At 68.9% G+C, this 22,332-nt stretch carries 24 protein-coding genes, 2 tRNA genes, 1 rRNA gene and 1 riboswitch; of the genes, 8 read left to right on the forward strand and 19 right to left on the reverse strand.

All coding sequences use genetic code 11. The features are described 5' to 3' along the window. From ACBR40_RS43530 to ACBR40_RS43560, 7 genes are all read right to left on the reverse strand, one after another. Positions 1 to 124, reverse strand: a 16S ribosomal RNA gene (locus ACBR40_RS43530); the annotation flags it as partial. A gap of 447 nt (positions 125 to 571) precedes the next feature. Further along, on the reverse strand, positions 572 to 3,145 hold the full coding sequence (locus ACBR40_RS43535; protein ID WP_371252528.1) for a valine--tRNA ligase: 2,574 nt from the start codon (positions 3,143 to 3,145) through the stop codon (positions 572 to 574). Positions 3,146 to 3,275: 130 nt separating this feature from the next. Further along, positions 3,276 to 4,559: an ATP-dependent Clp protease ATP-binding subunit ClpX gene (gene clpX, locus ACBR40_RS43540; protein WP_091093961.1), complete on the reverse strand. Its 1,284-nt coding sequence runs from the start codon at positions 4,557 to 4,559 to the stop codon at positions 3,276 to 3,278. A gap of 186 nt (positions 4,560 to 4,745) precedes the next feature. Further along, positions 4,746 to 5,369 carry an ATP-dependent Clp protease proteolytic subunit gene (locus tag ACBR40_RS43545; RefSeq protein ID WP_329592018.1) on the reverse strand — a complete coding sequence of 208 codons (624 nt, stop codon included), beginning with the start codon at positions 5,367 to 5,369 and terminating at the stop codon, positions 4,746 to 4,748. Positions 5,370 to 5,380: 11 nt separating this feature from the next. Continuing rightward, positions 5,381 to 6,013, reverse strand: coding sequence for a ClpP family protease (locus ACBR40_RS43550; protein WP_020542170.1), 633 nt, complete (start codon positions 6,011 to 6,013; stop codon positions 5,381 to 5,383). Between the two features lie 358 nt (positions 6,014 to 6,371). After that, positions 6,372 to 7,763 (reverse strand): trigger factor, encoded by a 1,392-nt coding sequence (gene tig / locus ACBR40_RS43555; RefSeq protein ID WP_344207141.1) that lies wholly within the window; start codon positions 7,761 to 7,763, stop codon positions 6,372 to 6,374. Between the two features lie 188 nt (positions 7,764 to 7,951). Then, entirely contained in the window at positions 7,952 to 8,818 is an 867-nt protein-coding gene (locus ACBR40_RS43560) for a helix-turn-helix transcriptional regulator (protein WP_329592013.1), read from the reverse strand. Positions 8,819 to 9,054: 236 nt separating this feature from the next. On the opposite strand from ACBR40_RS43560, the gene ACBR40_RS43565 reads away from it, so the two are divergent. After that, complete coding sequence (locus ACBR40_RS43565) at positions 9,055 to 9,537, forward strand: ATP-binding protein (RefSeq protein ID WP_364460550.1); 483 nt, start codon at positions 9,055 to 9,057, stop codon at positions 9,535 to 9,537. 14 nt (positions 9,538 to 9,551) lie between these two features. Here the strand turns inward: ACBR40_RS43565 and ACBR40_RS43570 are convergent, their stop codons facing one another. The 4 genes from ACBR40_RS43570 to ACBR40_RS43585 all read right to left on the reverse strand — a co-directional run bounded on the left by ACBR40_RS43570 (position 9,552) and on the right by ACBR40_RS43585 (position 13,099). Continuing rightward, positions 9,552 to 10,052 carry a DinB family protein gene (locus ACBR40_RS43570; protein ID WP_344207139.1) on the reverse strand — a complete coding sequence of 167 codons (501 nt, stop codon included), beginning with the start codon at positions 10,050 to 10,052 and terminating at the stop codon, positions 9,552 to 9,554. Positions 10,053 to 10,059: 7 nt separating this feature from the next. Continuing rightward, on the reverse strand, positions 10,060 to 11,028 hold the full coding sequence (locus tag ACBR40_RS43575) for a coiled-coil domain-containing protein (protein ID WP_371252529.1): 969 nt from the start codon (positions 11,026 to 11,028) through the stop codon (positions 10,060 to 10,062). A gap of 6 nt (positions 11,029 to 11,034) precedes the next feature. Further along, a riboswitch (cyclic di-AMP (ydaO/yuaA leader) is annotated at positions 11,035 to 11,172 on the reverse strand. A 68-nt stretch (positions 11,173 to 11,240) separates the two neighbouring features. Continuing rightward, a complete protein-coding gene (gene galT / locus ACBR40_RS43580) occupies positions 11,241 to 12,320 on the reverse strand; it encodes a galactose-1-phosphate uridylyltransferase (RefSeq protein ID WP_344207137.1) in 1,080 nt (359 codons plus the stop codon). Next, positions 12,317 to 13,099 (reverse strand): DeoR/GlpR family DNA-binding transcription regulator, encoded by a 783-nt coding sequence (locus ACBR40_RS43585; protein ID WP_344207136.1) that lies wholly within the window; start codon positions 13,097 to 13,099, stop codon positions 12,317 to 12,319. The genes galT and ACBR40_RS43585 overlap by 4 nt, the downstream gene beginning before the upstream one ends. A 142-nt stretch (positions 13,100 to 13,241) precedes the next feature. Between ACBR40_RS43585 and ACBR40_RS43590 the strand changes: the two genes are divergently transcribed. Beyond that, positions 13,242 to 13,319: a 50S ribosomal protein bL37 gene (locus ACBR40_RS43590; RefSeq protein WP_371252575.1), complete on the forward strand. Its 78-nt coding sequence runs from the start codon at positions 13,242 to 13,244 to the stop codon at positions 13,317 to 13,319. 44 nt (positions 13,320 to 13,363) lie between these two features. Here the strand turns inward: ACBR40_RS43590 and ACBR40_RS43595 are convergent, their stop codons facing one another. The 4 genes from ACBR40_RS43595 to ACBR40_RS43610 all read right to left on the reverse strand — a co-directional run bounded on the left by ACBR40_RS43595 (position 13,364) and on the right by ACBR40_RS43610 (position 15,897). Then, entirely contained in the window at positions 13,364 to 14,674 is a 1,311-nt protein-coding gene (locus ACBR40_RS43595) for a TrpB-like pyridoxal phosphate-dependent enzyme (protein WP_371252530.1), read from the reverse strand. 42 nt (positions 14,675 to 14,716) lie between these two features. Next, the gene (locus ACBR40_RS43600) at positions 14,717 to 15,349 is read right to left on the reverse strand and encodes a uridine kinase (protein WP_344207134.1); all 633 of its coding nucleotides are present in this window, start codon (positions 15,347 to 15,349) and stop codon (positions 14,717 to 14,719) included. Positions 15,350 to 15,386: 37 nt separating this feature from the next. Continuing rightward, positions 15,387 to 15,572, reverse strand: coding sequence for a hypothetical protein (locus ACBR40_RS43605; protein WP_371252531.1), 186 nt, complete (start codon positions 15,570 to 15,572; stop codon positions 15,387 to 15,389). A 130-nt stretch (positions 15,573 to 15,702) separates the two neighbouring features. Next, the gene (locus tag ACBR40_RS43610; RefSeq protein WP_371252532.1) at positions 15,703 to 15,897 is read right to left on the reverse strand and encodes a hypothetical protein; all 195 of its coding nucleotides are present in this window, start codon (positions 15,895 to 15,897) and stop codon (positions 15,703 to 15,705) included. A 225-nt stretch (positions 15,898 to 16,122) separates the two neighbouring features. On the opposite strand from ACBR40_RS43610, the gene ACBR40_RS43615 reads away from it, so the two are divergent. Then, a complete protein-coding gene (locus ACBR40_RS43615) occupies positions 16,123 to 16,386 on the forward strand; it encodes a hypothetical protein (RefSeq protein ID WP_371252533.1) in 264 nt (87 codons plus the stop codon). Positions 16,387 to 16,466: 80 nt separating this feature from the next. Here the strand turns inward: ACBR40_RS43615 and ACBR40_RS43620 are convergent. Continuing rightward, positions 16,467 to 16,540 (reverse strand) — tRNA-Gly (locus ACBR40_RS43620). Between the two features lie 89 nt (positions 16,541 to 16,629). Here ACBR40_RS43620 and ACBR40_RS43625 point away from each other — a divergent pair. The 3 genes from ACBR40_RS43625 to ACBR40_RS43635 all read left to right on the forward strand — a co-directional run bounded on the left by ACBR40_RS43625 (position 16,630) and on the right by ACBR40_RS43635 (position 17,450). Beyond that, positions 16,630 to 16,706 (forward strand) — tRNA-Pro (locus tag ACBR40_RS43625). A 75-nt stretch (positions 16,707 to 16,781) separates the two neighbouring features. Beyond that, a complete protein-coding gene (locus tag ACBR40_RS43630; protein ID WP_371252534.1) occupies positions 16,782 to 17,228 on the forward strand; it encodes a hypothetical protein in 447 nt (148 codons plus the stop codon). A gap of 36 nt (positions 17,229 to 17,264) precedes the next feature. Beyond that, entirely contained in the window at positions 17,265 to 17,450 is a 186-nt protein-coding gene (locus ACBR40_RS43635; RefSeq protein ID WP_371252535.1) for a hypothetical protein, read from the forward strand. A gap of 231 nt (positions 17,451 to 17,681) precedes the next feature. On the opposite strand, the gene ACBR40_RS43640 is transcribed toward ACBR40_RS43635, so the two are convergent. Next, entirely contained in the window at positions 17,682 to 18,986 is a 1,305-nt protein-coding gene (locus tag ACBR40_RS43640) for a site-2 protease family protein (protein WP_344207128.1), read from the reverse strand. Positions 18,987 to 19,127: 141 nt separating this feature from the next. Continuing rightward, positions 19,128 to 20,243, reverse strand: a complete 1,116-nt coding sequence (locus ACBR40_RS43645) for a PP2C family protein-serine/threonine phosphatase (RefSeq protein WP_344207127.1) — start codon at positions 20,241 to 20,243, stop codon at positions 19,128 to 19,130. 118 nt (positions 20,244 to 20,361) lie between these two features. Here ACBR40_RS43645 and ACBR40_RS43650 point away from each other — a divergent pair, with 118 nt between their 5' ends. Beyond that, a complete protein-coding gene (locus ACBR40_RS43650; protein WP_371252536.1) occupies positions 20,362 to 21,594 on the forward strand; it encodes a GNAT family N-acetyltransferase in 1,233 nt (410 codons plus the stop codon). A 74-nt stretch (positions 21,595 to 21,668) separates the two neighbouring features. Beyond that, positions 21,669 to 21,824, forward strand: coding sequence for a hypothetical protein (locus ACBR40_RS43655; protein WP_344207125.1), 156 nt, complete (start codon positions 21,669 to 21,671; stop codon positions 21,822 to 21,824). Here the strand turns inward: ACBR40_RS43655 and ACBR40_RS43660 are convergent, their stop codons facing one another. Then, on the reverse strand, positions 21,825 to 22,292 hold the full coding sequence (locus ACBR40_RS43660; protein WP_344207124.1) for a ribose-5-phosphate isomerase: 468 nt from the start codon (positions 22,290 to 22,292) through the stop codon (positions 21,825 to 21,827). Between the last annotated feature and the right edge of the window lie 40 nt (positions 22,293 to 22,332).

Here is a 22,332-nt window from a genome sequence, read left to right on the forward strand (position 1 = left end):
AGGTTGCTCACGTGTTACTCACCCGTTCGCCGCTCGAGTACCCCGAAGGGCCTTTCCGCTCGACTTGCATGTGTTAAGCACGCCGCCAGCGTTCGTCCTGAGCCAGGATCAAACTCTCCAAACAATGCTTTTCAAGGCTTGTTCGGATGAATCATCCAAGCAAGAATCCGTCAAAAATGACGGGGTCATACATGTGTGATGCACATGCACTGGCTTTTAACACACTGTTGAGTTCTCAAGAAACGGACGCGTACTTCCTCACCGGACACTTTCTCAAGTCCCGGCGCCGGAGGCGCACTTCGCTTCCTCTTCAGCTTACCAGATCCGGACGATTCTTGTCAAACCGCCCGTTCCGGGAGCTTCCGGACTTGCCCCTCGTCGAGGCAACCCTCGTAACTTACTCCAACTTTCGCCGCTTGTCCAACCGCCTGGTCGGACCCAGCCCGAATGTCGGGGTTCGTTGTGAGGAGTGGCAGGGCGTACTCGCCCTACACAGAAAACTCTAGCAGCCCTCACGGGCAGGGAAGGTCGTTCTTCGGTAACGAATAGACCTTCCCTGCGTTCGGAAGGTTCAAACCCCCAGCGCGGCCAGCTGTGCCTCAAGCCGCGCGATGTCGGCCGCGGCCTGCTCGGCGCGGCCCCTGACCTTGGCGACCACGTTGTCGGGCGCCTTGGCCATGAACTGCTCGTTGCCCAGCTTGGCGGCCACCTGCGCCGCCTCCTTGCGCGCGGCGGCGAGATCCTTCTCCAGCCGCTTGCGCTCAGCTGCCACGTCGATGGCGCCGGCGGTGTCGAGCTCGACGCTCACCCCGCCCACTTCCAGGCGCGCCGTGGGGTTGAAGGACTCGCCGGGCTCGGTCAGCCGCAGCAGCACCCGCGCGGCCGTCTCCTGCGCCGCAAGCGGCGTGCCGGCCAGCCCAAGGCGGGCCGCGACCTTCTGACCCGGCTTGAGCCCCTGGTCGGAGCGGAACCGGCGGACCTCCGTCACGAGGTCCTGCAGCGCGACGATCTCGGCCTCGGCCTCGGGGTCGGCGTAGCGAGGGTCGGGCACCGGCCACGGGGCCACGACGATCGACTCGCCGCCCGTGACCGCCCGCCACAGCTCCTCCGTCACGAACGGCACCAGCGGGTGCAGCATCCGCAGCAGCGCGTCGAAGACGTTGCCGAGCACCAGCCGCGTGTGGTCGAGCCCCTCACCGAGCTGGATCTTGGCCAGCTCGAGGTACCAGTCGCAGACCTCGTCCCACGCGAAGTGGTAGAGCAGGTCGGCCGCCTTGGCGAACTCGAAGTCCTCCAGTGCGGCGTCGGCCGCGCCGATGACGGTCTGCAGCCGTGACAGGATCCACCGGTCGGCCGCGGTCAGGTCGGCGCCGTCGAGCGAGCCGACGGCAGCGCCGTTCATGAGCGCGAAGCGGGTGGCGTTCCAGATCTTGTTGCAGAAGTTGCGGGAGCCGGCCGCCCACTCCTCGCTCACCGCGACGTCCGCGCCGGGGTTGGCGCCGCGCAGGAGCGTGAAGCGGGTGGCGTCGGCGCCGAAGCGCTCGACCCAGTCGAGCGGGTCGACGACGTTGCCGAACGACTTGGACATCTTCTTGCCGTACTGGTCGCGGACCATGCCGTGCAGCGCCACGACCCGGAACGGCGGCTCGCCGTCCATGGCGTAGAGCCCGAACATCATCATCCGGGCCACCCAGAAGAACAGGATGTCGTAACCGGTGACGAGCACGGACGTCGGGTAGAAGCGCTCCAGCTCCGGCGTGTGGTCGGGCCAGCCCAGCGTGGAGAACGGCCACAGCCCGGAGGAGAACCAGGTGTCGAGGACGTCGGAGTCCTGGGTGTAGCCGGCGGGCGGGTCCTCGTCGGGGCCGACGCAGACGACCTCGCCGTCGGGGCCGTACCAGACCGGGATGCGGTGGCCCCACCAGAGCTGGCGGGAGATGCACCAGTCGTGCATGTCGTCCACCCAGTCGAAGTAGCGCTTGGCCATCTCCGGCGGGTGGATGCGGGTGCGGCCGTCACGGACGGCGTCGCCGGCGGCCTTGGCCAGCGGCGAGACGTTGACGAACCACTGCAGCGACAGCCGCGGCTCGACGACGGTCTTGCAGCGCGAGCAGTGGCCGACCGCGTGCAGGTAGGGGCGCTTCTCGGCGACGATGCGGCCCTCGGCGCGCAAGGCGGCCACGACGGCGGGCCTGGCCTCGAAGCGGTCGAGCCCTTCGAACGGGCCGTGCGCGGTGATGACGCCGCGCTCGTCCATGACGGTGATGGACGGCAGCGAGTGGCGCCGCCCGATCTCGAAGTCGTTGGGGTCGTGGGCCGGGGTGACCTTGACCGCGCCGGTGCCGAAGGCCGGGTCGACGTGCTCGTCGGCGACCACCGGGATCATGCGGCCGGTGAGCGGCAGCTCGACCATGGTGCCGACCAGGTGGGTGTAGCGCTCGTCGCTGGGGTGGACCGCCACGGCGGTGTCGCCGAGCATGGTCTCGGCGCGGGTGGTGGCGACCACGAGGTCGTCGGAGTAGCGGATCGAGACGAGCTCGCCCTCGTCCTCGCTGTGCTCGACCTCGATGTCGGACAGCGCGGTGTGGCAGCGCGGGCACCAGTTGATGATGCGCTCGGCGCGGTAGATGAGGCCGTCGTCGAACAGGCGCTTGAAGATGGTCTGCACGGCCCGCGACAGGCCCGGGTCCATGGTGAAGCGCTCGCGCGACCAGTCGACGCCGTCGCCCAGCTTGCGCATCTGGCCGAGGATCCGGCCGCCGGACTCCTCCTTCCACTGCCAGACCCGCTCGACGAACGCCTCGCGCCCGAGGTCGTGCCGGGACAGGCCCTCCTTGGCCAGCTCCCGCTCCACGACGTTCTGGGTGGCGATGCCGGCGTGGTCCATGCCGGGCACCCACAACGTCTCGCGGCCCTGCATGCGGGCGCGGCGGGTGAGCGCGTCCTGGATGGAGTGGTCGAGCGCGTGCCCGATGTGCAGGACGCCGGTCACGTTGGGCGGGGGCAGGACGATGCTGTACGGCTCGCGCGAGCTGCCCGGGTCGGCGCCGAAGTAGCCTCGGGATACCCAGCGCTCGTAGCTGCGGGTCTCGACGTCGGCCGGTGTGTATTGAGTAGGCAGCTCTGGCGTTGTCACAGTGACCAATTCTAGGGAGGGCGGCAAGCGGAAAACGCCCCGCTTGCTCGAATGCGGGCTGGAAATGGGTCCGAAGCGCCGAAAGCGCCCGCGTGGCGTGCTGCCACGGGGCGCTCGGGCGTGAACGGTGCGGGCCGGGTCAGGCAGACTTCTCGCGCGGCGTGCGCTGCTGCTTGACGGCGAGCTGGTCGCGCGGGACGAGCGTCGGGATCGCGTGCTCCAGCACCGACTCGCGGGTGATGACGACGCGGGCGACGTCCTGGCGGGAGGGCACTTCGTACATGACGGACTGGAGCACCTCCTCCAGGATGGCGCGCAGGCCGCGGGCGCCGGTGCCGCGCAGGATCGCCTGGTCGGCGATGGCCTCCAGGGCGCCGTCGGTGAACTCCAGCTCCACGCCGTCGAGCTCCAGGAGCTTGCGGTATTGCTTCACCAGCGCGTTGCGCGGCTCGGTGAGGATCTGGATGAGCGCCTCGCGGTCGAGGTTGTGGACCGAGGTGATGACCGGCAGCCGGCCGACGAACTCGGGGATCATGCCGAACTTCAGCAGGTCCTCCGGCATGACGTCGGAGAAGATGTCGGCGGTGTCGATCTCTTCCTTGGACCGGATGATCGCGTTGAAGCCGATGCCCTTCTTGCCGATGCGCGACTCGATGATCTTTTCGAGGCCCGCGAACGCGCCGCCGCAGATGAACAGCACGTTGGTGGTGTCGATCTGGATGAACTCCTGGTGCGGGTGCTTGCGGCCGCCCTGCGGAGGCACCGATGCCGTGGTGCCCTCCAGTATCTTGAGCAGCGCCTGCTGCACACCCTCGCCGGAGACGTCGCGCGTGATCGAAGGGTTTTCGCTCTTGCGGGCGATCTTGTCGACCTCGTCGATGTAGATGATGCCGGTCTCGGCCTTCTTGACGTCGTAGTCGGCGGCCTGGATCAGCTTGAGCAGGATGTTCTCGACGTCCTCGCCGACGTAGCCGGCCTCGGTGAGGGCCGTGGCGTCGGCGATGGCGAAGGGCACGTTGAGCATCTTCGCCAGGGTCTGCGCCAGCAGCGTCTTGCCGGAGCCGGTGGGCCCGAGCAACAAGATGTTGCTCTTGGCCAGCTCCAGGCCGTCGTCTCTGCCCCGGTCGCCCGACTGCACCCGCTTGTAGTGGTTGTAGACCGCCACCGAGAGCGCCTTCTTCGCCTTGTCCTGACCGATGACGTAGGCGTCGAGGAACTCGTAGATCTCCCTCGGCTTGGGCAGGTTGTCCCACTTGAGCTCGGAGGACTCCGAGAGCTCCTCCTCGATGATCTCGTTGCAGAGATCGATGCACTCATCGCAGATGTAGACGCCTGGACCGGCAATGAGCTTCTTGACTTGCTTCTGGCTCTTTCCGCAGAAAGAGCACTTCAGCAGGTCTCCCCCGTCGCCGATGCGTGCCACCCCAGATACTCCTTTGCGTGGGACCGCCCTGCTCTCGCGAGAGCAGTGTCTCCGGACATCCTCCGGACTTGGCCGAACCGCTCAGGTTTCGACGTTACCGTCTTCTGGGCCCTCAGTGAGCCCCCTAGCGGCGAGTCGCACCGGAACGTGCCCTATTGGGCAGCGCTCCGGTGCGTCACGTCTCGTCTAGGAAGCCACGGCCTGAGCTCGCTTCTTCCTGGACGGGATGATGTCGTCGATCAGACCATACGCCTTTGCCTCGTCCGCGTTGAGAATTTTGTCGCGTTCGATGTCCTTACGGACTTCGGCGGAGGCCTTACCGGTGTGCCTGGCCACGATGTCCTCCAGCAGCGTGCGCATGCGGAGGATCTCGCGGGCCTGGATCTCGATGTCGCTGCCCTGGCCGCCGCCCTCGGTGGACGGCTGGTGGATCAGCACCCGGGCGTTCGGCAGCGCGAAGCGCTTGCCCGGGGTGCCGCCCGCCAGCAGCACGGCCGCGGCGGAGGCGGCCTGGCCGAGGCAGACGGTCTGGATCTCCGGCCGGACGAACTGCATCGTGTCGTAGATCGCCGTCATGGCGGTGAACGAACCGCCCGGCGAGTTGATGTAGATGCTGATGTCACGGTCGGGGTCGAGCGACTCCAGCGTGAGCAGCTGGGCCATCACGTCGTTGGCCGACGCGTCGTCGATCTGCACTCCGAGGAAGATGATGCGGTCCTCGAAGAGCTTGTTGTAAGGGTTCATCTCCTTCACGCCGTACGACGTGCGCTCGACGAAGGAGGGGAGAACGTAACGGCTTTCGATGTTCATGTCAGCTCCCCCTAGGAGACGGGCCCGGCCGAGGGCACCTGTCGCGCGCTGCGGACCACGTGGTCGATGAAGCCGTAGTCCTTGGCCTCCTCGGCGGTGAACCAACGGTCGCGGTCGGAGTCGGACTCGATCTGGTCCAGCGACTGCCCCGTGTGGAAGGCGATCCGCTCGGCCAGCGTCTTCTTCACGTAGAGCATCTGCTCGGCCTGGATGGCGATGTCGGCGGCGGTGCCGCCGATGCCGCCCGACGGCTGGTGCATCATGACCCGCGCGTGCGGCAGGGCGTAGCGCTTGCCCCTGGCGCCCGCGGTGAGCAGGAACTGGCCCATGGAGGCCGCCATGCCCATGACCACGGTGGAGACGTCGTTCGGCACGTATTCCATCATGTCGTAGATGGCCATGCCGGCACTCACCGAGCCACCCGGCGAGTTGATGTAGAGCGTGATGTCGCGGTTGGGGTCGTCGGCCGCGAGCAGCAGCAGCTCAGCGCAGATGCGGTTGGCGATCTCGTCGTTGACCTCCTGCCCGAGCACGATGATCCGCTCCCGGAGCAGGCGCTGGTAAAGCTGGTCCTCAAGCCGGAAGGCGGAGCCGTTCTCACGGCCTCGAGACTCAGGCTGATAGAAGGTCGGCGGGCTGGTCACAGCGTCACCTTCCGATGCGTCGTAATCGATTGGCTTTGCTTGTGACCTTAACGCGCGCCGCCCACAGGTCATGCCCGCTCTGCCGGACTGTTCGCTGACGGCGCATGTCCCGGCGCCCGCGCGGGAGAAGCGTGCTGCGGCGGAGTGCGGGCGGATGTCCCTGGAGCGCCCTGAGACGGCGGGACGCGCGCCAGGGGCCGTGACGGCGGGTCACGAGGGCCGGGGCGCGCTGCGTCCTGTGGCGGGCGTCTCAGCCCCTCCGAAGCGGTCGCGGCCGCGCCTCATGGAAAAACGGCGGAGCCCCCGGACGGGAGGTCCGGGGGCTCCTGCGAAGCGCCGGTGAGGGCGCGGGTGAGGGTTACGCCTCGCCCTTGTCCTCGGTGGTGCCGTCCTCGGCGGCGGCCTCCTCCTCGACGGGGGCCTCGCCGTTGATCTCGGTGTAGATGGCCTTGAGGTCGACCTCGTTGCCGTCGGTGTCGACGACCTTGGCGGCGTCACCGATCACGGACTTGGCCTTGTCGCGGACGATCTCGACCATGGCCAGCGTGAGCTGGTCGTTGTCGGCCAGGTGCTTGGCCAGCTCGTTGGGCTGGACGCCCATCTCCATGGCGCGGCGCACGACGAAGTTGGTCAGCTCCTGCTCGGAGACGCCCAGCTCCTCGGACTTGGCGACCTTGTCGAGCACGAAGCCGACCTTGAGCGCGCGGGCGGAGTTCTTCTCGAACTCGGCGAAGCGCTCCTCCTCCGTCGTCTGGTAGAGGCGGAAGAAGGCGTCGCGGCTCAGCCCGCTCTCGGCCACCTGGTGGTCGAGGTTGTGCTTGCGGGCGTCGATCTCGGCCTTGAGCGCGCTTTCGGGCAGCGGGAGGTCGAGCTGGTCGAGCACCGCGTCGAGGGCCTTCTCGCGGGACTGGACGACCTGGTCGATCAGCTTGTTGCGGCGGGCCTGCTCGCGGATGCTGGCCTTGAGCTCGTCGAGCGTGTCGAACTCGCTGGCGAGCTGGGCGAACTCGTCGTCGAGCTCGGGCAGCACCTTCTCCTTGACCGACTTGACGTTGATGATGACGTCAGCCTGCTCGCCGGCGTTCTCGCCGCCGACCAGCTCGGTCTGGAAGCTCTTCTCGTCGCCGGCGGACATGCCCTCCAGGGCGTCGTCGAGGCCCTGGAGCACGGAGCCCGCGCCGACCTCGTAGGACACCTCGCTGGCGGCCTGCTCCTCGATGTTCTTGCCGTCGATCTCGGCGCGCAGGTCCATCACGACGTAGTCGCCCGCGGTGGCGGCGCGCTCGACGCCCGTCAGCGTCGCGAAGCGCTGGCGCAGCGCGTCGAGCTGGCGGTCGACGTCCTCGTCGGTGACCTCGGCGGAGTCGACGGTGACCTCGATGCCCTGGTAGTCGGGCACGTCGAAGTTGGGCCGGACGTCGACCTCGGCGGTGAACTCGATCTGCTCACCGTCGTCGATCTTCGTGACCTCGATGTCAGGCTGGCTGACCGGGAACACGTCGGCCTCGTCGACGGCCTGGCCGTACAGCTTGGGCACGGCGTCGTTGAGGGTCTCCTCCAGGACGACCGCCCGGCCGAAGCGCTGCTCGATGATGCGGGCCGGAACCTTGCCAGGCCGGAACCCGGGGACGCGCACCTGCTGCGCGACCTTCTTGTACGCCGCATCCATGCTCGGGCGCAGCTCGTCGAACGGCACCTCGACAGTGAGCTTGACCCGGGTCGGGCTGAGCTCCTCGACAGCGGTCTTCACGGAATGGTCTCCTTGATCAAGCTACGAGTGATCGCGGGCGCGTCCATTCGGTCGGCTCACGCGCCGCGCCCACATGAGCGGTGTTGGGCATGCTCCGCCTCGGCGGCATCCAACGCCGGTGGTCCAGTCTAGGGCAGATGCATACCCAACAACGACGTCCCGGCGGTCACAACGACGTCCGCATGCCGTCAGAACTCGTCCGCGATCTTCCTCAGCAGCTCGATCGTCTCGTCCGGAGTGGTGCTGACGGCGCAGAGCCGCTCCATGACCTCGGTGTAGCGGTCGACGTCCTCGCGCTTGTCCAGGTAGAGGGCGCTGGCGAGTTGCTCGACGTACACGACGTCGGGCAGGTCGGGGTCGGGGAAGCGCAGGACGCTGAACGCCCCGCCCTCCGCGCTGTGCCCGCCGAAGCTGAAGGGCATGATCTGGATCGTGATGCTCGGCTGGCGCATGAGGTCGATGAGGTGCTCCAGTTGAGCCTTCATCACCTCGGCGCCGCCGATCGGGCGGCGTAGCGCCGCCTCGTCGATCACCGCCCAGAAGACGGGCCCGTCCGGCCTTTCGAAGATCCTCTGGCGCTCCAGTCGGAGATCGACCCTCCTGGCGATCTCCTCCGCTCCGATGCCCGCCGTCCCGGCGGTCACCACAGCCCTCGCGTACTCCTTGGTCTGCAGCAGTCCTGGCACGAACTGGACCTCGTAGGTCCTGATCCTGGTGGCGGCCTCCTCAAGGCCGACGTACGCCTGGAACCACGTGGGCAGGACATCGTTGAACCGGTGCCACCAGCCCGGCTCGTTGGCGGTGGCGACCAGGTCGAGCACGGCGGAGCGGGCCTGCTGGTCGACGACCCCGTACAGGGTCAGCAGGTCGGCCACGTCACGCTCTTTGAACCCCACCCGGCCCAGCTCCATGCGGCTGATCTTGGATTCTGAGCCACGGATGAGGTGGCCCGCCTCCTCGCGGGTGACGTTCTTCGCTTCCCTGAGCTTGCGCAGTTGGGAGCCCAGGAGGATGCGCAGCGCCGTCGGCCCGGAACCCGGCTGGTTCTGCGTCACTTTGCCTCCTATCAAGGTCCGCACCACACAGTGACACCACATTGCCTGCTATGACAAGGTCCCAACCAGGTGTCCGATTCGCCTTGTCCACCGGGGAAAACGCCGCTTGCGGCTGCACATTGCAGCTGCACGTGCATTTGGGTCTTGCAGCCGCAGCCGCTCGTGACCCATGATGGCTTAGTGCATATTGGGCCAAACATGCACTAACCAAGGCTTTACGGGGAGGTATTGGCAGGATGGTAGAGGACCCTCTGGCCACTGCCGACTGCCTCCAGATAACCCGCGAGGTCGGTTTCGACCAGTTGCTCACTGGTCGTGGCGGCAAGCCGTACACCACCTCGTGCCCGTTGCCCTTCCAGGCCGACTCGGTGAAGACCGCCAGGGACGTCACCCGCAACACCCTCCGGGGCTGGGGGCTGCACGACCTGAGCGACGACGCCGCGCTCGTGGTCTCCGAGCTGGTGACGAACGCGGTCAGGTACGCGATGCGCTCCTCGGGCCGGCGCGAGATCGAGCTGCTGCTCATGCGGGTCAGCCCCCACGTGCTGCTGGCCGTGGCCGACCCCAGCGACGAGGTGCCGCGGCGCAAGGAGCCCGACTTCATCTCCGAGAACGGCCGCGGCCTCTACATCGTCGAGACCTACAGCCAGAGCTGGGGCTGGGACCGGCTGGCCCGCGGCGGCAAGGCCGTCTGGGCGCTCTTCCGCACCGAGCCGTGACCGCCTTCTTCTGATCACTCCCCCGTGGCGCCGTCGATGCGTTCGCGCAGGAGATCGGCGTGGCCGTTGTGCCGGGCGTACTCCTCGATCATGTGGACGAGGATCCAGCGGTGCGAGCAGTCGCCGCCGTTGCGCTCCCCCACGGCGTCGAGCGGCCGCGCGGCCGAGATGGCGCGGGCTCGCTCGATCTCGTCCCGCCAGGTCTCGAACGCCTCCTCCACCGACGCGGTGTCCACTTCCTTGAAGTCGGCGTCGTTGTCGCGGTCCTTGTCCCACAGCTTCGGCACGTCCTCGCCGGCGAGCACCCGGCGGAACCAGGCGCGCTCGACGTTCGCCATGTGCCGTACCAGGCCGAGCAGGGACATTCCGGAGGGCTCGGCACTGCGCAGGCGCAACTGCTCGTCGGTCAGGCCGGCGCACTTGACCGCGAGGGTGCCGCGATGCCATTCGAGCCAGTTGTTCAGCACGGTGCGCTCGTCGCCGGTCAGCGGCGGAGGGGTGCGAGGGTCTTCCATGTTCCGTTCAGTTCATCGAGATGTGGACGTGGTCGTAGTGGTTCTCGGTGATGCTGCCGCGGTCGGACATCGCGCGCCAGCCGGAGCCCGAGTTGATGCGCTGCTTCCAGATCACGTACTTGACGCCCAGTTTGCTCTGGTTCTGCAGGGCCCAGGCGGCGATGCGGTCGCCCAGGGCGTTGTTGGCCGCGCTGGGCATGGTGCCGCCCGAGCTCATCATGAAGTCGCAGGCGCGGCCGAGCGGGTGCTCACCGCTGGAGCCGGAGCGGAAGCAGCCCACCGAGAACGGCAGCGCGAAGTTCTTCGTCACCTGCTCGCGCATGAGCCGGGTGCGCGCGGTGATGTTGTCCGAGCCGGCCGGCAGCTCGGGGGCCCAGCTGCCGTCGGAGTTGCGGCCAGTGCCGTACGGGACCAGATCGGCCAGCTTGTCCTTGATGTCGTCGATGACGTCCTCGGCCTCGTCGCGCTGCTTGGCGACCTCGGCCGCGTCCGCGCGGATCTTGACCGCCAGCGCCTCGGCCTCGGCGGCGGCCTTCTTCTTCTCGTCGCGGGCCGTTGCCACGCCCTGCACCAGCGCCTGCTGCTCGGTGGTGAGCTGGTCGAGCACGGCCGCGCTGGCCCCGTCGAGCATGAAGCCCGGCACCGGGGGGTTGCCGTTCTGGTAGCGGAGGCGGGCGAGCTCGGCGACGCGCTGTTCGGAGGCGGCGAGCGTGCGCTCGGCCGTGGCCAGGCGTTCCTTGGCGGTCTCGGCGGTCTCCTGTGCCTTGGCCAGCTCGACGCGTTTGAGGTTGTACTGCTCGATCAGCTTGTCGACCTTGGTGTTGAGCCGCTTGAGCTGGGCGCGGAGCTGTGACTCCGACGGCTTGGGCGCGGCCGCCATCACAGCGGCCGCCTGCGCAGGGTAAGGCGTCGACAGGAGGACGGCGGCGGCGGTGACGAGACCGACGGCGAAGGGCACGGGGGACGAAGCCGCCACGTACAGGGTTCCTCTCCCTCTGCCGGCCGGGTTAGCTGACGGGTTCGGGCGTGAGAGCGTCCCTACCACCGAAGTGGATTCACCCCAGGTGCGGTGGGTCCCCGGCTCCCGGGCGACGCGCCCGGGATTAGGCGTGCGACGGCTGGTGAGGCCGTTGCTTATGGGGATATTAGTGGTAGATCACAAGTAATGCGACCTTAAGTAGAAATCTATTAGTGATCGAGTTGTGATCGGAGCATGCGTGCCGCCTCCTCCGGCAGCACGTCGTTGACGAAGGCGCCCATCGCCGACTCCGACCCCGCCAGATATTTCAGCTTCTCGGGCGCCCGCCTGATGCTGAACAGCTCAAGCCGCAGGTAGGCGAGGTCCCGCCCCTCGCGCACGGGCGCCTGGTGCCAGGCCGCGATGTACGGCATCACGACCCCGAACAGCCCGTCGAAGGCCCGCAGCACCGAGGTGTAGAGCGGCGCGAACGCGGCCCGCTCCGCCTCCGTCAGCGCCGGCAGGTCCGGCACCTGCCGGTGCGGGTAGACGTGCACCTCGAACGGCCAGCGCGCGGCGGCCGGCACGAACGCCGTCCAGTGCTCGTTGGAGGTCACGACCCGCGTGCCCGCCGCGCGCTCGGCGGCGAGGACGTCGGCGAACAGGTTGCCGGGGCCCTTGTGCCGGGAGGCCGCGCCGAGGTTGAGCTTGGTGCGCGGGGTGACGTACGGGTAGGCGTAGATCTGACCGTGCGGATGCGCGAGCGTGATGCCGATCTCCGAGCCGCGGTTCTCGAAGCAGAACACCTGCTCCACGCCCTCGACGGCGGACAGCTCGGCGGTGCGGTCGGCCCATGCCTCCATGACCAGCTCGACCTGGTCGTCGGAGAGGCGGGAGAAGCTGGAGTCGTGGTCGGAGGTGAAGCAGACGACCTCGCAGCGGCCGGCGCCGGGACGGACCTCGCTCAGGCCGCCCACATCCTCATAGGTGCCGAAATTTCGGGAGAAGGACGGGAAGCGGTTCTCGAACACCACGACGTCGTAGTCGTACGCCGGGATCTCCGTGTCGCGGCCGGGCGCCGACGGGCACAGCGGGCACTCGGCCGCCGTGCCCTTCGGCTGGAACGTACGGGTCTGGCGGTGCCCCGCCATCGCGATCCACTCCTCGGTCAGCGGGTCGTAACGCAGCTCGGAGGCCACCGGCCGGGGGCCGAGCTCGCGCCGGTCCACCGCGCTCCGGTCGGCGTCGTCCCTCCGGTCGAAGTAGATGAGCTCCCGGCCGTCGGCCAGATGGGTGATGGTGCGCTTCACAGCGTGCCCTCTTCCGCGATGATGAGTTCGCCGGCCCGGTCGGCCAGCTCCGTGCGTGCTTCCTCGGGCAGCGCCGCGTCGCTGATGACCACGTCGGCCTCGCTCAGCTCGGCGATGGTGCTGATGCCGACCGTGTTCCACTTGGTGTGGTCGGCGGGCACCACCAGGCGGCCGGCGGCGCTCACCAGCTCCCTGTCGGTCTCGGACTCCAGCAGGTTGGGCGTGGTGAAGCCGGCCCGGACGCTCATGCCGTGGACGCCGAGGAAGAGCGTGTCCACGTGCAGGCGGCGGATCGCGGCCACGGCGACCGGGCCCACCAGCGCGTCCGAGGGTGTACGGACGCCGCCGGTCAGCACCACCGTGCGGTCGGCACGCGGGTTGCGGTGGAAGACGTCGGCGACGGGGACCGAGTTGGTGATCACGGTCAGCTCGGGCACGGCGATCAGGTGATGGGCGAGGGCCCACGTGGTGGTGCCCGCCGACAGCGCGACGGCGGTGCCCGGCCGGACGAGCTGCGCGGCGCGGCGCGCGATCGCCTGCTTCTCCGGCTGCTGGCGGGCGGACTTGGCGGTGAAGCCCGGCTCCTCGGTCGAACCGGGGCCGAGTGCGGTCGCGCCGCCGTGCACCTTCTCCAGCAGGCCGCGCTCGGCCAGCACCTCGAGGTCGCGGCGGATGGTCATGTCGGAGACGCCGAGCTCGCGTACGAGGTCGGCCACGCGTACGCCGCCGTTGCTGCGTACGCGTTCGAGGATCGCCTGCTGACGCTGCTGTGCGAGCACCCTTGCCCCTTCCAACAGATTCCACCAAATTATGACATGAGAATGGTGGGAAATGTTAGTTCGCGTGGATCACTTGCCTGGTCGGCGCGGTGGGAGGACGGTGGGGATCCATGCCGGACCCCGAACGCGGGAGGCGAGCTTCATGGCCAGGCGAGCACGCAAAGGCAAGGCGCGCAAGAAGAAGAAGGCGAACCACGGCAAGCGCCCCACCGCACGTTAGGAACCGCCGGGTGGCCGCCTCCTGCGGCCACCCGGCGATCGAGGTCAGGTCGGCAGCTCCGTGAGCGCCTGGTCGATGCGCTCCTGCGGCAGCGTGTAGTCCTCCAGCTCGCCGCCCAGGTGCCGGTCGTAGGCCGCGAGGTCGAAGTGCCCGTGGCCGCACAGCGCGGTCAGGATGACCTTCTCCTCGCCGCTCTCCTTGCAGCGCAACGCCTCCGCGATCGTCTCGGCCAGCGCGTGCGTGGGCTCGGGGGCCGGCACGATGCCCTCGGTACGGGCGAAGCGGACGCCGGCCTCGAAGCACTCGCTCTGGGCTCGGGTGACGGCCTCGAACAGGCCCAGGTCGTACATGTGCGACAGCAGCGGCGACATGCCGTGATAGCGCAGGCCGCCCGCGTGGATCGGGTCCGGTACGAACGAGTGGCCCAGCGTGTGCATCTTGAGCAGCGGTGTCAGGCCGGCGGTGTCGCCGAAGTCGTAGGCGTACACGCCGCGGGTGAACGAGGGGCACGCGGCCGGCTCGACCGCGCGGAACACCGTGTCCAGGCGGCCCGCCAGCTTCTCGCGCAGGAACGGGAACATCAGCCCGGCGAAGTTGGAGCCGCCGCCCGTGCAGCCGATGACCAGGTCGGGCAGCTCGGGGAGCTGCTCCAGTGCCTCCTCGCCGATGAGCGTCTGGTGCATGAGCACGTGGTTGAGCACCGAGCCGAGCGCGTAACGGGCGTCGGGGGTCGCGGCCGCCACCTCGACGGCCTCGCTGATCGCGATGCCGAGGCTGCCCGGCGAGTCCGGATCGTCGGCCAGGACCTTGCTGCCCGCGCCGGTCACCGGGGACGGGCTGGCGTGCACCGTCGCCCCGTACACCTGCATGAGCGAGCGGCGGTAGGGCTTCTGGTCGTAGGAGGCGCGCACCATCCAGATCTGGCATTCCACATCGAACTGGGCGCAGGCGAAGGCCAGCGACGATCCCCACTGCCCCGCGCCGGTCTCGCTCGTGAGCAGCCGGACGCCTTCCTTGGCGTTGTAGTACGCCTGCGGGACGGCGGTGTTCGGCTTGTGGGAGCCGGCCGGTGAGACGCCCTCGTACTTGTAGTAGATCCTGGCCGGCGTGCCGAGGGCCCGCTCCAGGCGGCGGGCCCGGATCAGCGGCGTCGGCCGCCAGAGCCGGTAGACCTCCATGACCTCCTGCGGGATCGGGACGAACCGCTCGGCGCTGACCTCCTGCGCGATCAGCTCCATCGGGAACAGCGGGGCCAGGTCGTCCGGCCCGACGGGCTCGCGGGTGGCCGGGTGCAGCGGCGGCGGCGGAGGAGCGGGCAGGTCGGGAACGATGTTGTACCAGTTGCTCGGGATCACTGTTTCAGTCTGCGCCCGTTACGCACGGCAATCCAGTAACTCTCAGCTACCGGTCAACACCGCCGGCCGATCGGGGTGGTCGGCCCGGACGACGACGTCGGCCGAGCGTTGGGGGCGGGCCTCGCGCTCGTAGCGCTCGTACGCGGGCAGCCGCCACCGCTCCTCCTCCGGCGTGCCGCGGCTCAGCGCGCCCGGCGACAGCCACACGTGCACGCTCACGTCGAACGGCAGCCCGTGCCCCAGCAGCAACGTCCCGTCGACCAGCGCCACCCCGCCGGGCGGCAGCTCCTCGTACGGCGCCCGGTAGGCGCGGTCCACGCTGCTGTTCCACAGCGCCGGCAGGACCCGCCCCGACCCGCCCGCGTCCAGCGGCTCCAGCACCTCCCGCCGCAACGCCTTGACGTCCAGCCAGTCCTCGTAGAAGGCGTCGGGATCGGTCCTGCCGTGCTCCAGCCGCAGCGACGCCGGACGCAGGAAGTCGCCGGCGGACACCCGCAGCACCGGCCTCCCGCGCAACCGCAGCGGGGCGACCAGCTCGTCGGCCAGCGCCTCCGGCCGCGCCGCGGGGGCGCCGTCCACGGCCACCCGCACCCATGCCTCCCGCGGCCGGCCGGCGATCAGCTCGGCCAGCTCCTCGACCAGGACGTCACGGGAGATCGGTCGCGCGCGCATCATCCTTCTCAGCTTACGATCGCCCCCCGCCGACCTCGGATCAGGCTGTCCAGGCCGTGATCCGCACGAGCAGCATCGCGCCGAACCAGCAGGCGAACATCAGGATGATCCCCGTACGGAGCTGCCGGTGGTTCTGAGCATTCCTGCCGCGCCGCCGCGCTCTCATGACCAGCGTGATGGCCACGGACACGAGGGCAAGCGTCTGCACGATCTCGACCCAGGTCACGAGGCGACGCTACTCCCGCCGCGCGGACGTGTCGATCACGAGAAGGGAAAGGCCAGGCAGCCGCGTGCGACTGACTGCTGGGCTCTGCCCGGGACGTGGCGGACGGGAAGATCGGGCCCTCAGCCACTGACTACTCGAAGGCTGGACCGCTTTCGCGATCATCCCGGAGCCGAGTGCCCCCGCCGCAGGCGTCGCCTGCACAGAACAGCTTCCAGAGCTGGATGCTCATCACAACGAACAGGGCAACTCCGCCGAGCAGAATCACGAGCACGAAGAGCGCGAACGGATGGAAGATCGCTGAGCCTCCTGTCGTCATGCTGATCATAGGTGACCCCTGTTTCCTCAGCCCGCGCGGCTCCCGCGCGAGAACGGCCCAAGGCCGCACGCGCAGCGCGGAGGGCCGCCGCCTTGGAGCCTTCCTCGCCGGCAACGTGGTTGAGCCGGTCACCGCAGGGCGAGGGAGGGCTGCATGATGGCCGGTGCCCGACGACACTTCGGCAGCATCCGAGCGCTTCCCTCCGGCAGGTACCATGACGCTGATCTTTGGCTGGTGAAGATCTCGTTCGGCGCATACGCCGAGCAGTGGATCTCCGGCAGCGTGATCAAGCCCACGATGGAAGATCTCTACCGGAGCTTGCTCAAGAACCACTTTGCCCCGGCTGTCGGCAATCGCAGTCTGACCGGCATCCGAGAGGCAGACGTACGACGGTGGCGCAAGGATCGGCTCGCCATGGTGGGGCCGTCCACTCAGGCGCTCGGGGAAGCGCGGCGGGTGGCAAGGGGCGGTCAGGCCGACGAGACGAGCGGCGCGTGAGTGGCACGGTCAGAGAGACAAGGTCGGATAACAGCAAGGCCCAGACTCGGGATCAACTCCCTGACCTGGGCCTTCGTGCTTGGAGCGGACGACGGGAATCGAACCCGCGTAGCTAGTTTGGAAGACTAGGGCTCTACCATTGAGCTACGTCCGCGCGAACCGGTCGAACTCTGGTCTAGACTTCATCCGGTCGTCAGAGCGTAAGCGTACCGGAGTCCCGGGGCGCATGCGCACTCGGCGAAGCGGGGCGTGGCGCAGCTTGGCAGCGCGCTTGCTTTGGGAGCAAGAAGTCGCAGGTTCAAATCCTGTCGCCCCGACCAGTTCAAGGCCCCTTCCGATGCGGGAGGGGCCTTGTGCGTCCGGGCGCGGGTCATCAGTCGGCAGACTATGGGCGCATGGAGATACTTCCGGGCGCGGGTGTGGCCCTGGTGAAGGTCGGGGACCAGCGAGCCGAGGTTGAGGGCCGGATCGGGGCCCCGGTGCATGGCCCCGGCAGTAAGAACGTCTACGACACCGCTCCCATGTTGATCGTCCACTACGACCCGGACGACCGGGTCGAGCTGGTGGAGATCGCCTACTCGGGCCACGGTGGGGAAGAGGTGTTCTTCGACGGCGTGCAGCTGACCTACCGGTTCATGGACGAGGTGGTTTCCGAGCTGGCCGCGAAGGGCCACACGGGCACGTCTTCGGACATCGGGTTCACCTTCCACGCCGGCTTCTCCGTGTGGTCGATGGGATCTCTGTGGGCTCTCGATCTGGACCCTGACGCGGACGAGGAGGACGAACGGTCGATCGTCGAAGGGGTGTCGGTCGCCCCCTACTCGTATGGGGACGAGGGCTGAGCGGGCCGCGGCGAGCTCATCAGCCGGCTGGTCGAGGTGATCGGGTCCGTCGCGGCCGCGCACCCGCTGCGGGTCGTCGTCGGCGGGCCGCCCGCCGCCGGTAGGACCACGTCGGCCGATGAGCTCGCCGTCGTCCTGCGCGCGCAGGACCGCGACACCATCCGCGTGACCGTCGACGACTTCCTCTTCGCCCGTGCGCAGCGCTATCGACGCGGCCGGTAGTCGGCCGAAGGCTGTTACTTCGACCCCCGCGATCGTGCCGGGTCCTGCTCGATTCGCTGGGCCCGGTCGGAGATCGGAGGTTCCGACACACCGTGGTCCCCCGCGGCCGCGCCCGCTTCCCCAGACGCCGTACTGCTCTTCGACGGGGTCTTCCTCCTGCGTCCAGAACTCACGGTCCTGGCGCGACCGCCACATTGCTCCAACAGCCGGCCTGGGAAGTAGGGTCGCCGGTCAGCCGGTCAGGGTGAGCGGGTTGACCAGGTCGGCGTAGACCAGGAGCCCGGCCATCACCATCATGACGAGCGCGATCGCGTACGTCAGCGGCAGCACCTTCGCGATGTCCACGTACTTCGGCTCCGGCCGTCGCATGATCTTCGCGTACGCCCGCTTGATGCCCTCCCAGATCCCGCCGGCGATGTGCCCGCCGTCCAGGGGCAGCAGCGGGATGAGGTTGAACATGCCGATCGCCAGGTTGAAGCCGGCCAGCAGGTTGACGAAGATGGCGATCTTCTTCTCGTTGGTCAGGTCGCTGGCCAGGATCTCGCCGCCCATGCGGCCCGCGCCCACGACGCCGACCGGGCCCTCGGGGTCGCGCTTCTCGCCAGAGAAGGCCGCGTGCCAGACGCCGACCATCTTGTCCGGCAGGTTCAGCAGGGAGCCCGCCACGCGGCCGGTCAGCTCGCCCATGTAGCCGACGACCGCGCCCATGCTCTGGCGCTGCATGACCTCGGTGGGCAGGACGCCGAGGAAGCCGACGTTCTTGTCGATCTTGCTCGGGTCCTGGAGGTTGGGGCGGTCCTGGGCGATGAGGGTGACGTCGAGCGTCAGCGGCTTGCCGTCGCGTACGACGCCCAGCTCGACCGGGCCGGGGCCGTGGGAGCGGATGAGCCGGGTGGCGTCCTCCCACGTGGTGATCTTCTGGCCGTCGAAGGTGACCATCCGGTCGCCGGGCTTGAGCCCGGCCTGCGCCGCGGGAGTGGGCTGGTCGCCGGCCTGGCAGGTCTTGCGCTGCTCGCTGACCGGGATCACGCAGGTGGAGGTCTCGGGCGAGACGACCGGGGCCCAGGCGGGCAGGCCGATGCCGACCAGCAGGATGCTGAAGAAGACGAACGCGAGCACGAAGTTCATCAGCGGCCCGCCGGACATGATGATGATCTTCTGCCACCACTTCTTGCGGTAGAAGACGCGGTCCTCGTCGCCGGGCCGCACCTCCTCCTGGGCGGCGTCCCTGGCCGACTCGATGAGGCCCTGCCAGGGGCCGGTGGCGGTGTTGCGCAGTTTGTTCGGGTCGTCACCGGGGCGCGGCGGCAGCATGCCGATCATGCGGATGTAGCCGCCGAACGGGATCCACTTGATGCCGTACTCGGTCTCGCCCCTGCGCCTGGACCAGGCGGTCGAGCCGAAGCCCACCATGTACTGGGTGACCTTGACCCCGAAGAGCTTGGCGGGGATGAGGTGGCCGATCTCGTGCAGCGCGATGGAGAACATCAACCCGAGCAGGAAGAGGATGATCCCCACCAGATAGAGCCAGTTCATCTATGCGCGCTCCAGGGCAAGGCGGACGGTCCAGACAGCTTCAGGGTAGTCGACTTCCCCGGTCCTCAAGGGCCTCAGACATTTTGGGCAGGCGTTGACAGTACGCCCTTCTCACGACCTGGCCCGTGTCGAACGTCAGGGTCACGGCCGCCAGATGAGCACCAGCGCGCAGTCGTCGTTGTGCCCCGAGGCCATGGCGTTGACCAGCGCGCGGGCGCCGTCGCGGAACCCCGAGGGCAGCAGCCGCTCGGCCTCGCCGAGCAGCCGGTCGAGCCCGGCGTCGATGTCGCGGCCGGGCTGCTCGATGAGCCCATCGGTGAACAGCAGCAGCGCGTCGCCCTTGCGCAGGGTGCCGCTGTCGGGCTCGCAGTGCAGGTCGGGCACCACGCCGAGCACGACGCCCTTGGCCGCGGCGACCTGCCAGCTCCCGGTGCCGGCGTCGAACTTCACCACCGGCGGATGGCCGGCCGAGGTGATCGTGTAGTCGCCCGTGGCGAGGTCGAGGCGCAGGTGCACGGCGGTCACGAAGCCCTCGTCGCCCCGCTGGCGGTGCAGGTAGGCGTTGCAGGCGGGCAGGAAGTCGTCGACCGAGCCGAGCAGGCCGCCGAACGTCCCCGACAGCAGCAGCGCCCTGGTGCCCGCGTCCACGCCCTTGCCGGAGACGTCGACCAGGGCGATCTCGACGCTGTCGCCGTCACGCATGGACACGAGGAAGTCCCCGCCGAAGGAGGACCCGCCGGCCTGCTTGAGCACCACCTTGGCGCCCCAGTCCTTGGGCAGCGGCGGCAGCTCGCCCTGTCTCTTGAGCCGGTCGCGCAGCTCCAGCAGCATCGCGTCACCGCGCAGCCCCTGCACGCCGAGCTTGCCGCGGGTGCGCGCCATGAGCACGGCGAGCACGGTGGTGAACCCGATCGTCACCATGAGTCCCACCCCGACACTGCCCGCGCCGAGCGTGACCGCGACGTAGCCGAGCGCCGCGCCCACCGCCACGAGCAGCACGACCAGGCTGCGCAGGCGCAGCTGCAGCCCGCCGACCAGGGTGACGAGGATGAGCAGGGACGGCGAGAACCACTCGGTGGACACCTGGCCGGCCAGCACCCCGATGAGCAGCGCGAGCACGGCGAGCGTGATGAGCAGATTGCGGTCGCGGGCGAGCGGCCCTCTGCGGACGAAGCGGACGATGGACACGAGGAAGGGCACCCGCGCCAGCGCGGCGCGGACCCGTGGCGGGATCAGCGGCGCCGGACGGGAACTCATGATGGGCCTGACTGTATCGGTCCGCATCCCGTTTGGGCAGTCCACTTGACCAAGGCCTTGATCATTACGTGCGGATATTCGGTGGCTCTCCCCCTTTGCCCGCTCCTACCGTGGACGGATGAGCTTCCCCATCCGTCCGATCGCCGAATCCGAGTGGACGGCGTACGTCAACGTCATGAACGAAGGGTTCGGCTGGACCGCGCCGCCCGGGATGATCGAGCGGTTCAAGGCCGAGACCGAGTTCGACCGGACGCTGGCCGTCTTCGACGGCGAGGTCATGGTGGGCACCACCGACACCCTCAGCCTCAGGATGACGCTTCCCGGCGGGCGGCAGTTGCCCGTGGGCGGGGTGACGTCCGTGAGCGTGCTGCCCTCGCACCGGCGCCGCGGCGTGTTGTCGCAGATGATGCGCCGCCAGCTCGCCGACATCCGCGAGCGGGGGGAGGCTGTGGCCGCGCTGTACGCCTCCGAGTCGGGCATCTACGGCCGCTTCGGCTACGGCCGGGCCGCGAGCGAGCTGTCCTTCCGCATCACCAAGCGTGCCGCGGCGTTCGTGCCGGACGCGCCCGCGGACCCGTCGTTGCGGATCAGGGTGACGCCGCCGGCCGAGGTGCGGGACGAATTGGAGGCCCTGTTCGCCTCCGTGGTGACCGCCCGGCCCGGCCGCTACGAGCGGCACGCCGCCTTCTGGAACAGCAGCCTCGCCGACGACGAGTCCGACCGGGGCGGGATGGGCGCGCTGCGCTGCGTACTGGCGGAGGACGACGGGGGCGTGCGCGGGTACGCGTTGTTCCGAATCAAGTCGTCCTGGGACGACAACGGGGTACCCGAGGGCGAGGTGCGGCTCCATGAGCTGGAGGCGAGCGATCCGGCGGCGTACGCGCTGCTGTGGCGCCACCTGCTGGACCGGGACCTCGTGACCACGCTGCGGGCGGGCAGACGTCCGGTGGACGACCCCCTGCAGACGCTCCTGGCCGACCCGCGCCAGCTCCGCGCGACCTACGGCGACGAGCTGTGGGTACGCCTGGTCGAGGTGGACCGCGCACTGGCCGCCCGCGCCTACGCCGCCCCCGTGGACCTGGTGATCGAGGTGGACGACGACGTGTGCCCGTGGAACGCCGGCCGCTGGCGGCTCACCGCGGACCCGTCGGGCGCGGAGTGCAAGCAGGTCGAGGACGAGCCGGACCTCACGGTGCCGGTGGCGGCCCTGGGCTCGGCGTATCTGGGCGACGGGCAGCTCGGCCCGATGCTCGGCGCGGGGCTGCTGCGCGAGCACACCCCGGGCGCGGTGCGCGACCTCGCCACCGCGATGTCCTGGAGCCCCAGGCCGTGGGCGGGCCGTGTCTTCTAGGGCCGGTCTTCTAGGGCCGGGTCTTCCAGGGCCGCCACTCCCAGGGGCCGGGGCTTCGGACGTACGCTCGGGGCATGGCCTTGCAGAGCTTGCAGATCACCGCGACGATCGCCATGCGCGCCCGCGACGTGTCGCGCCCGGCGAAGGAGCAGCAGGAGGCCGCCGACCGGCGGCCCCTGCGTGACGAGATGCCGAAGCGCGAGACCCGGCGTAAAGGGCAGAACAGCTAGTCAGGGCAGCGGCGGGAGCTGGCCGATCGTCTCGTACGAGGCCAGCTGCGCGATGCGCCGGCTGTGGCGCTCGCTGCCGGAGAAGGGCGTGCCCAGGAACACCTCGGCGAAGCGGGTGGCCTCGTCGAGGGAGTGCATGCGCGCCCCGATGCTGACGACGTTGGCGTTGTTGTGCTCGCGGGCCAGGCGCGCGGTGTCCTCGCTCCAGGCCAGGGCCGCGCGGATGCCGCGCACCTTGTTGGCGGCGATCTGCTCGCCGTTGCCCGAGCCGCCGATGACGATGCCGAGGCTCGCCGGGTCGCCCGCGACGCCCTCGGCGGCGCGCAGCACGAACGCCGGATAGTCGTCCTCGGCGTCGTAGACGAAGGGACCGCAGTCGGTCACCTCGTGCCCGTGGTCCTTCAGCCAGGACACGAGGTGGTTCTTGAGCTCATAGCCGGCATGGTCGGCACCGATGTAGACACGCACCCGCCCAGTCTTCCACAGCCCCGGGGTGGCGGCTCGCGCA

Source organism: Nonomuraea sp. AD125B, assembly GCF_041402765.1.
GTDB lineage: Bacteria > Actinomycetota > Actinomycetes > Streptosporangiales > Streptosporangiaceae > Nonomuraea > Nonomuraea bangladeshensis.

Bases quoted from the DNA above. Each gene is read 5' to 3' on its own strand.
- ACBR40_RS43640 (WP_344207128.1), bottom strand. From the start codon at position 18,986: ATGAACTGGCTCTATCTGGTGGGGATCATCCTCTTCCTGCTCGGGTTG.
- ACBR40_RS43600 (WP_344207134.1), bottom strand. From the start codon at position 15,349: ATGATGCGCGCGCGACCGATCTCCCGTGACGTCCTGGTCGAGGAGCTG.
- ACBR40_RS43565 (WP_364460550.1), top strand. From the start codon at position 9,055: ATGGTAGAGGACCCTCTGGCCACTGCCGACTGCCTCCAGATAACCCGC.
- ACBR40_RS43610 (WP_371252532.1), bottom strand. From the start codon at position 15,897: ATGATCAGCATGACGACAGGAGGCTCAGCGATCTTCCATCCGTTCGCG.
- ACBR40_RS43545 (WP_329592018.1), bottom strand. From the start codon at position 5,369: ATGAACATCGAAAGCCGTTACGTTCTCCCCTCCTTCGTCGAGCGCACG.
- ACBR40_RS43630 (WP_371252534.1), top strand. From the start codon at position 16,782: ATGGAGATACTTCCGGGCGCGGGTGTGGCCCTGGTGAAGGTCGGGGAC.
- ACBR40_RS43645 (WP_344207127.1), bottom strand. From the start codon at position 20,243: ATGAGTTCCCGTCCGGCGCCGCTGATCCCGCCACGGGTCCGCGCCGCG.
- ACBR40_RS43650 (WP_371252536.1), top strand. From the start codon at position 20,362: ATGAGCTTCCCCATCCGTCCGATCGCCGAATCCGAGTGGACGGCGTAC.
- ACBR40_RS43570 (WP_344207139.1), bottom strand. From the start codon at position 10,052: ATGGAAGACCCTCGCACCCCTCCGCCGCTGACCGGCGACGAGCGCACC.
- ACBR40_RS43590 (WP_371252575.1), top strand. From the start codon at position 13,242: ATGGCCAGGCGAGCACGCAAAGGCAAGGCGCGCAAGAAGAAGAAGGCG.
- ACBR40_RS43655 (WP_344207125.1), top strand. From the start codon at position 21,669: ATGGCCTTGCAGAGCTTGCAGATCACCGCGACGATCGCCATGCGCGCC.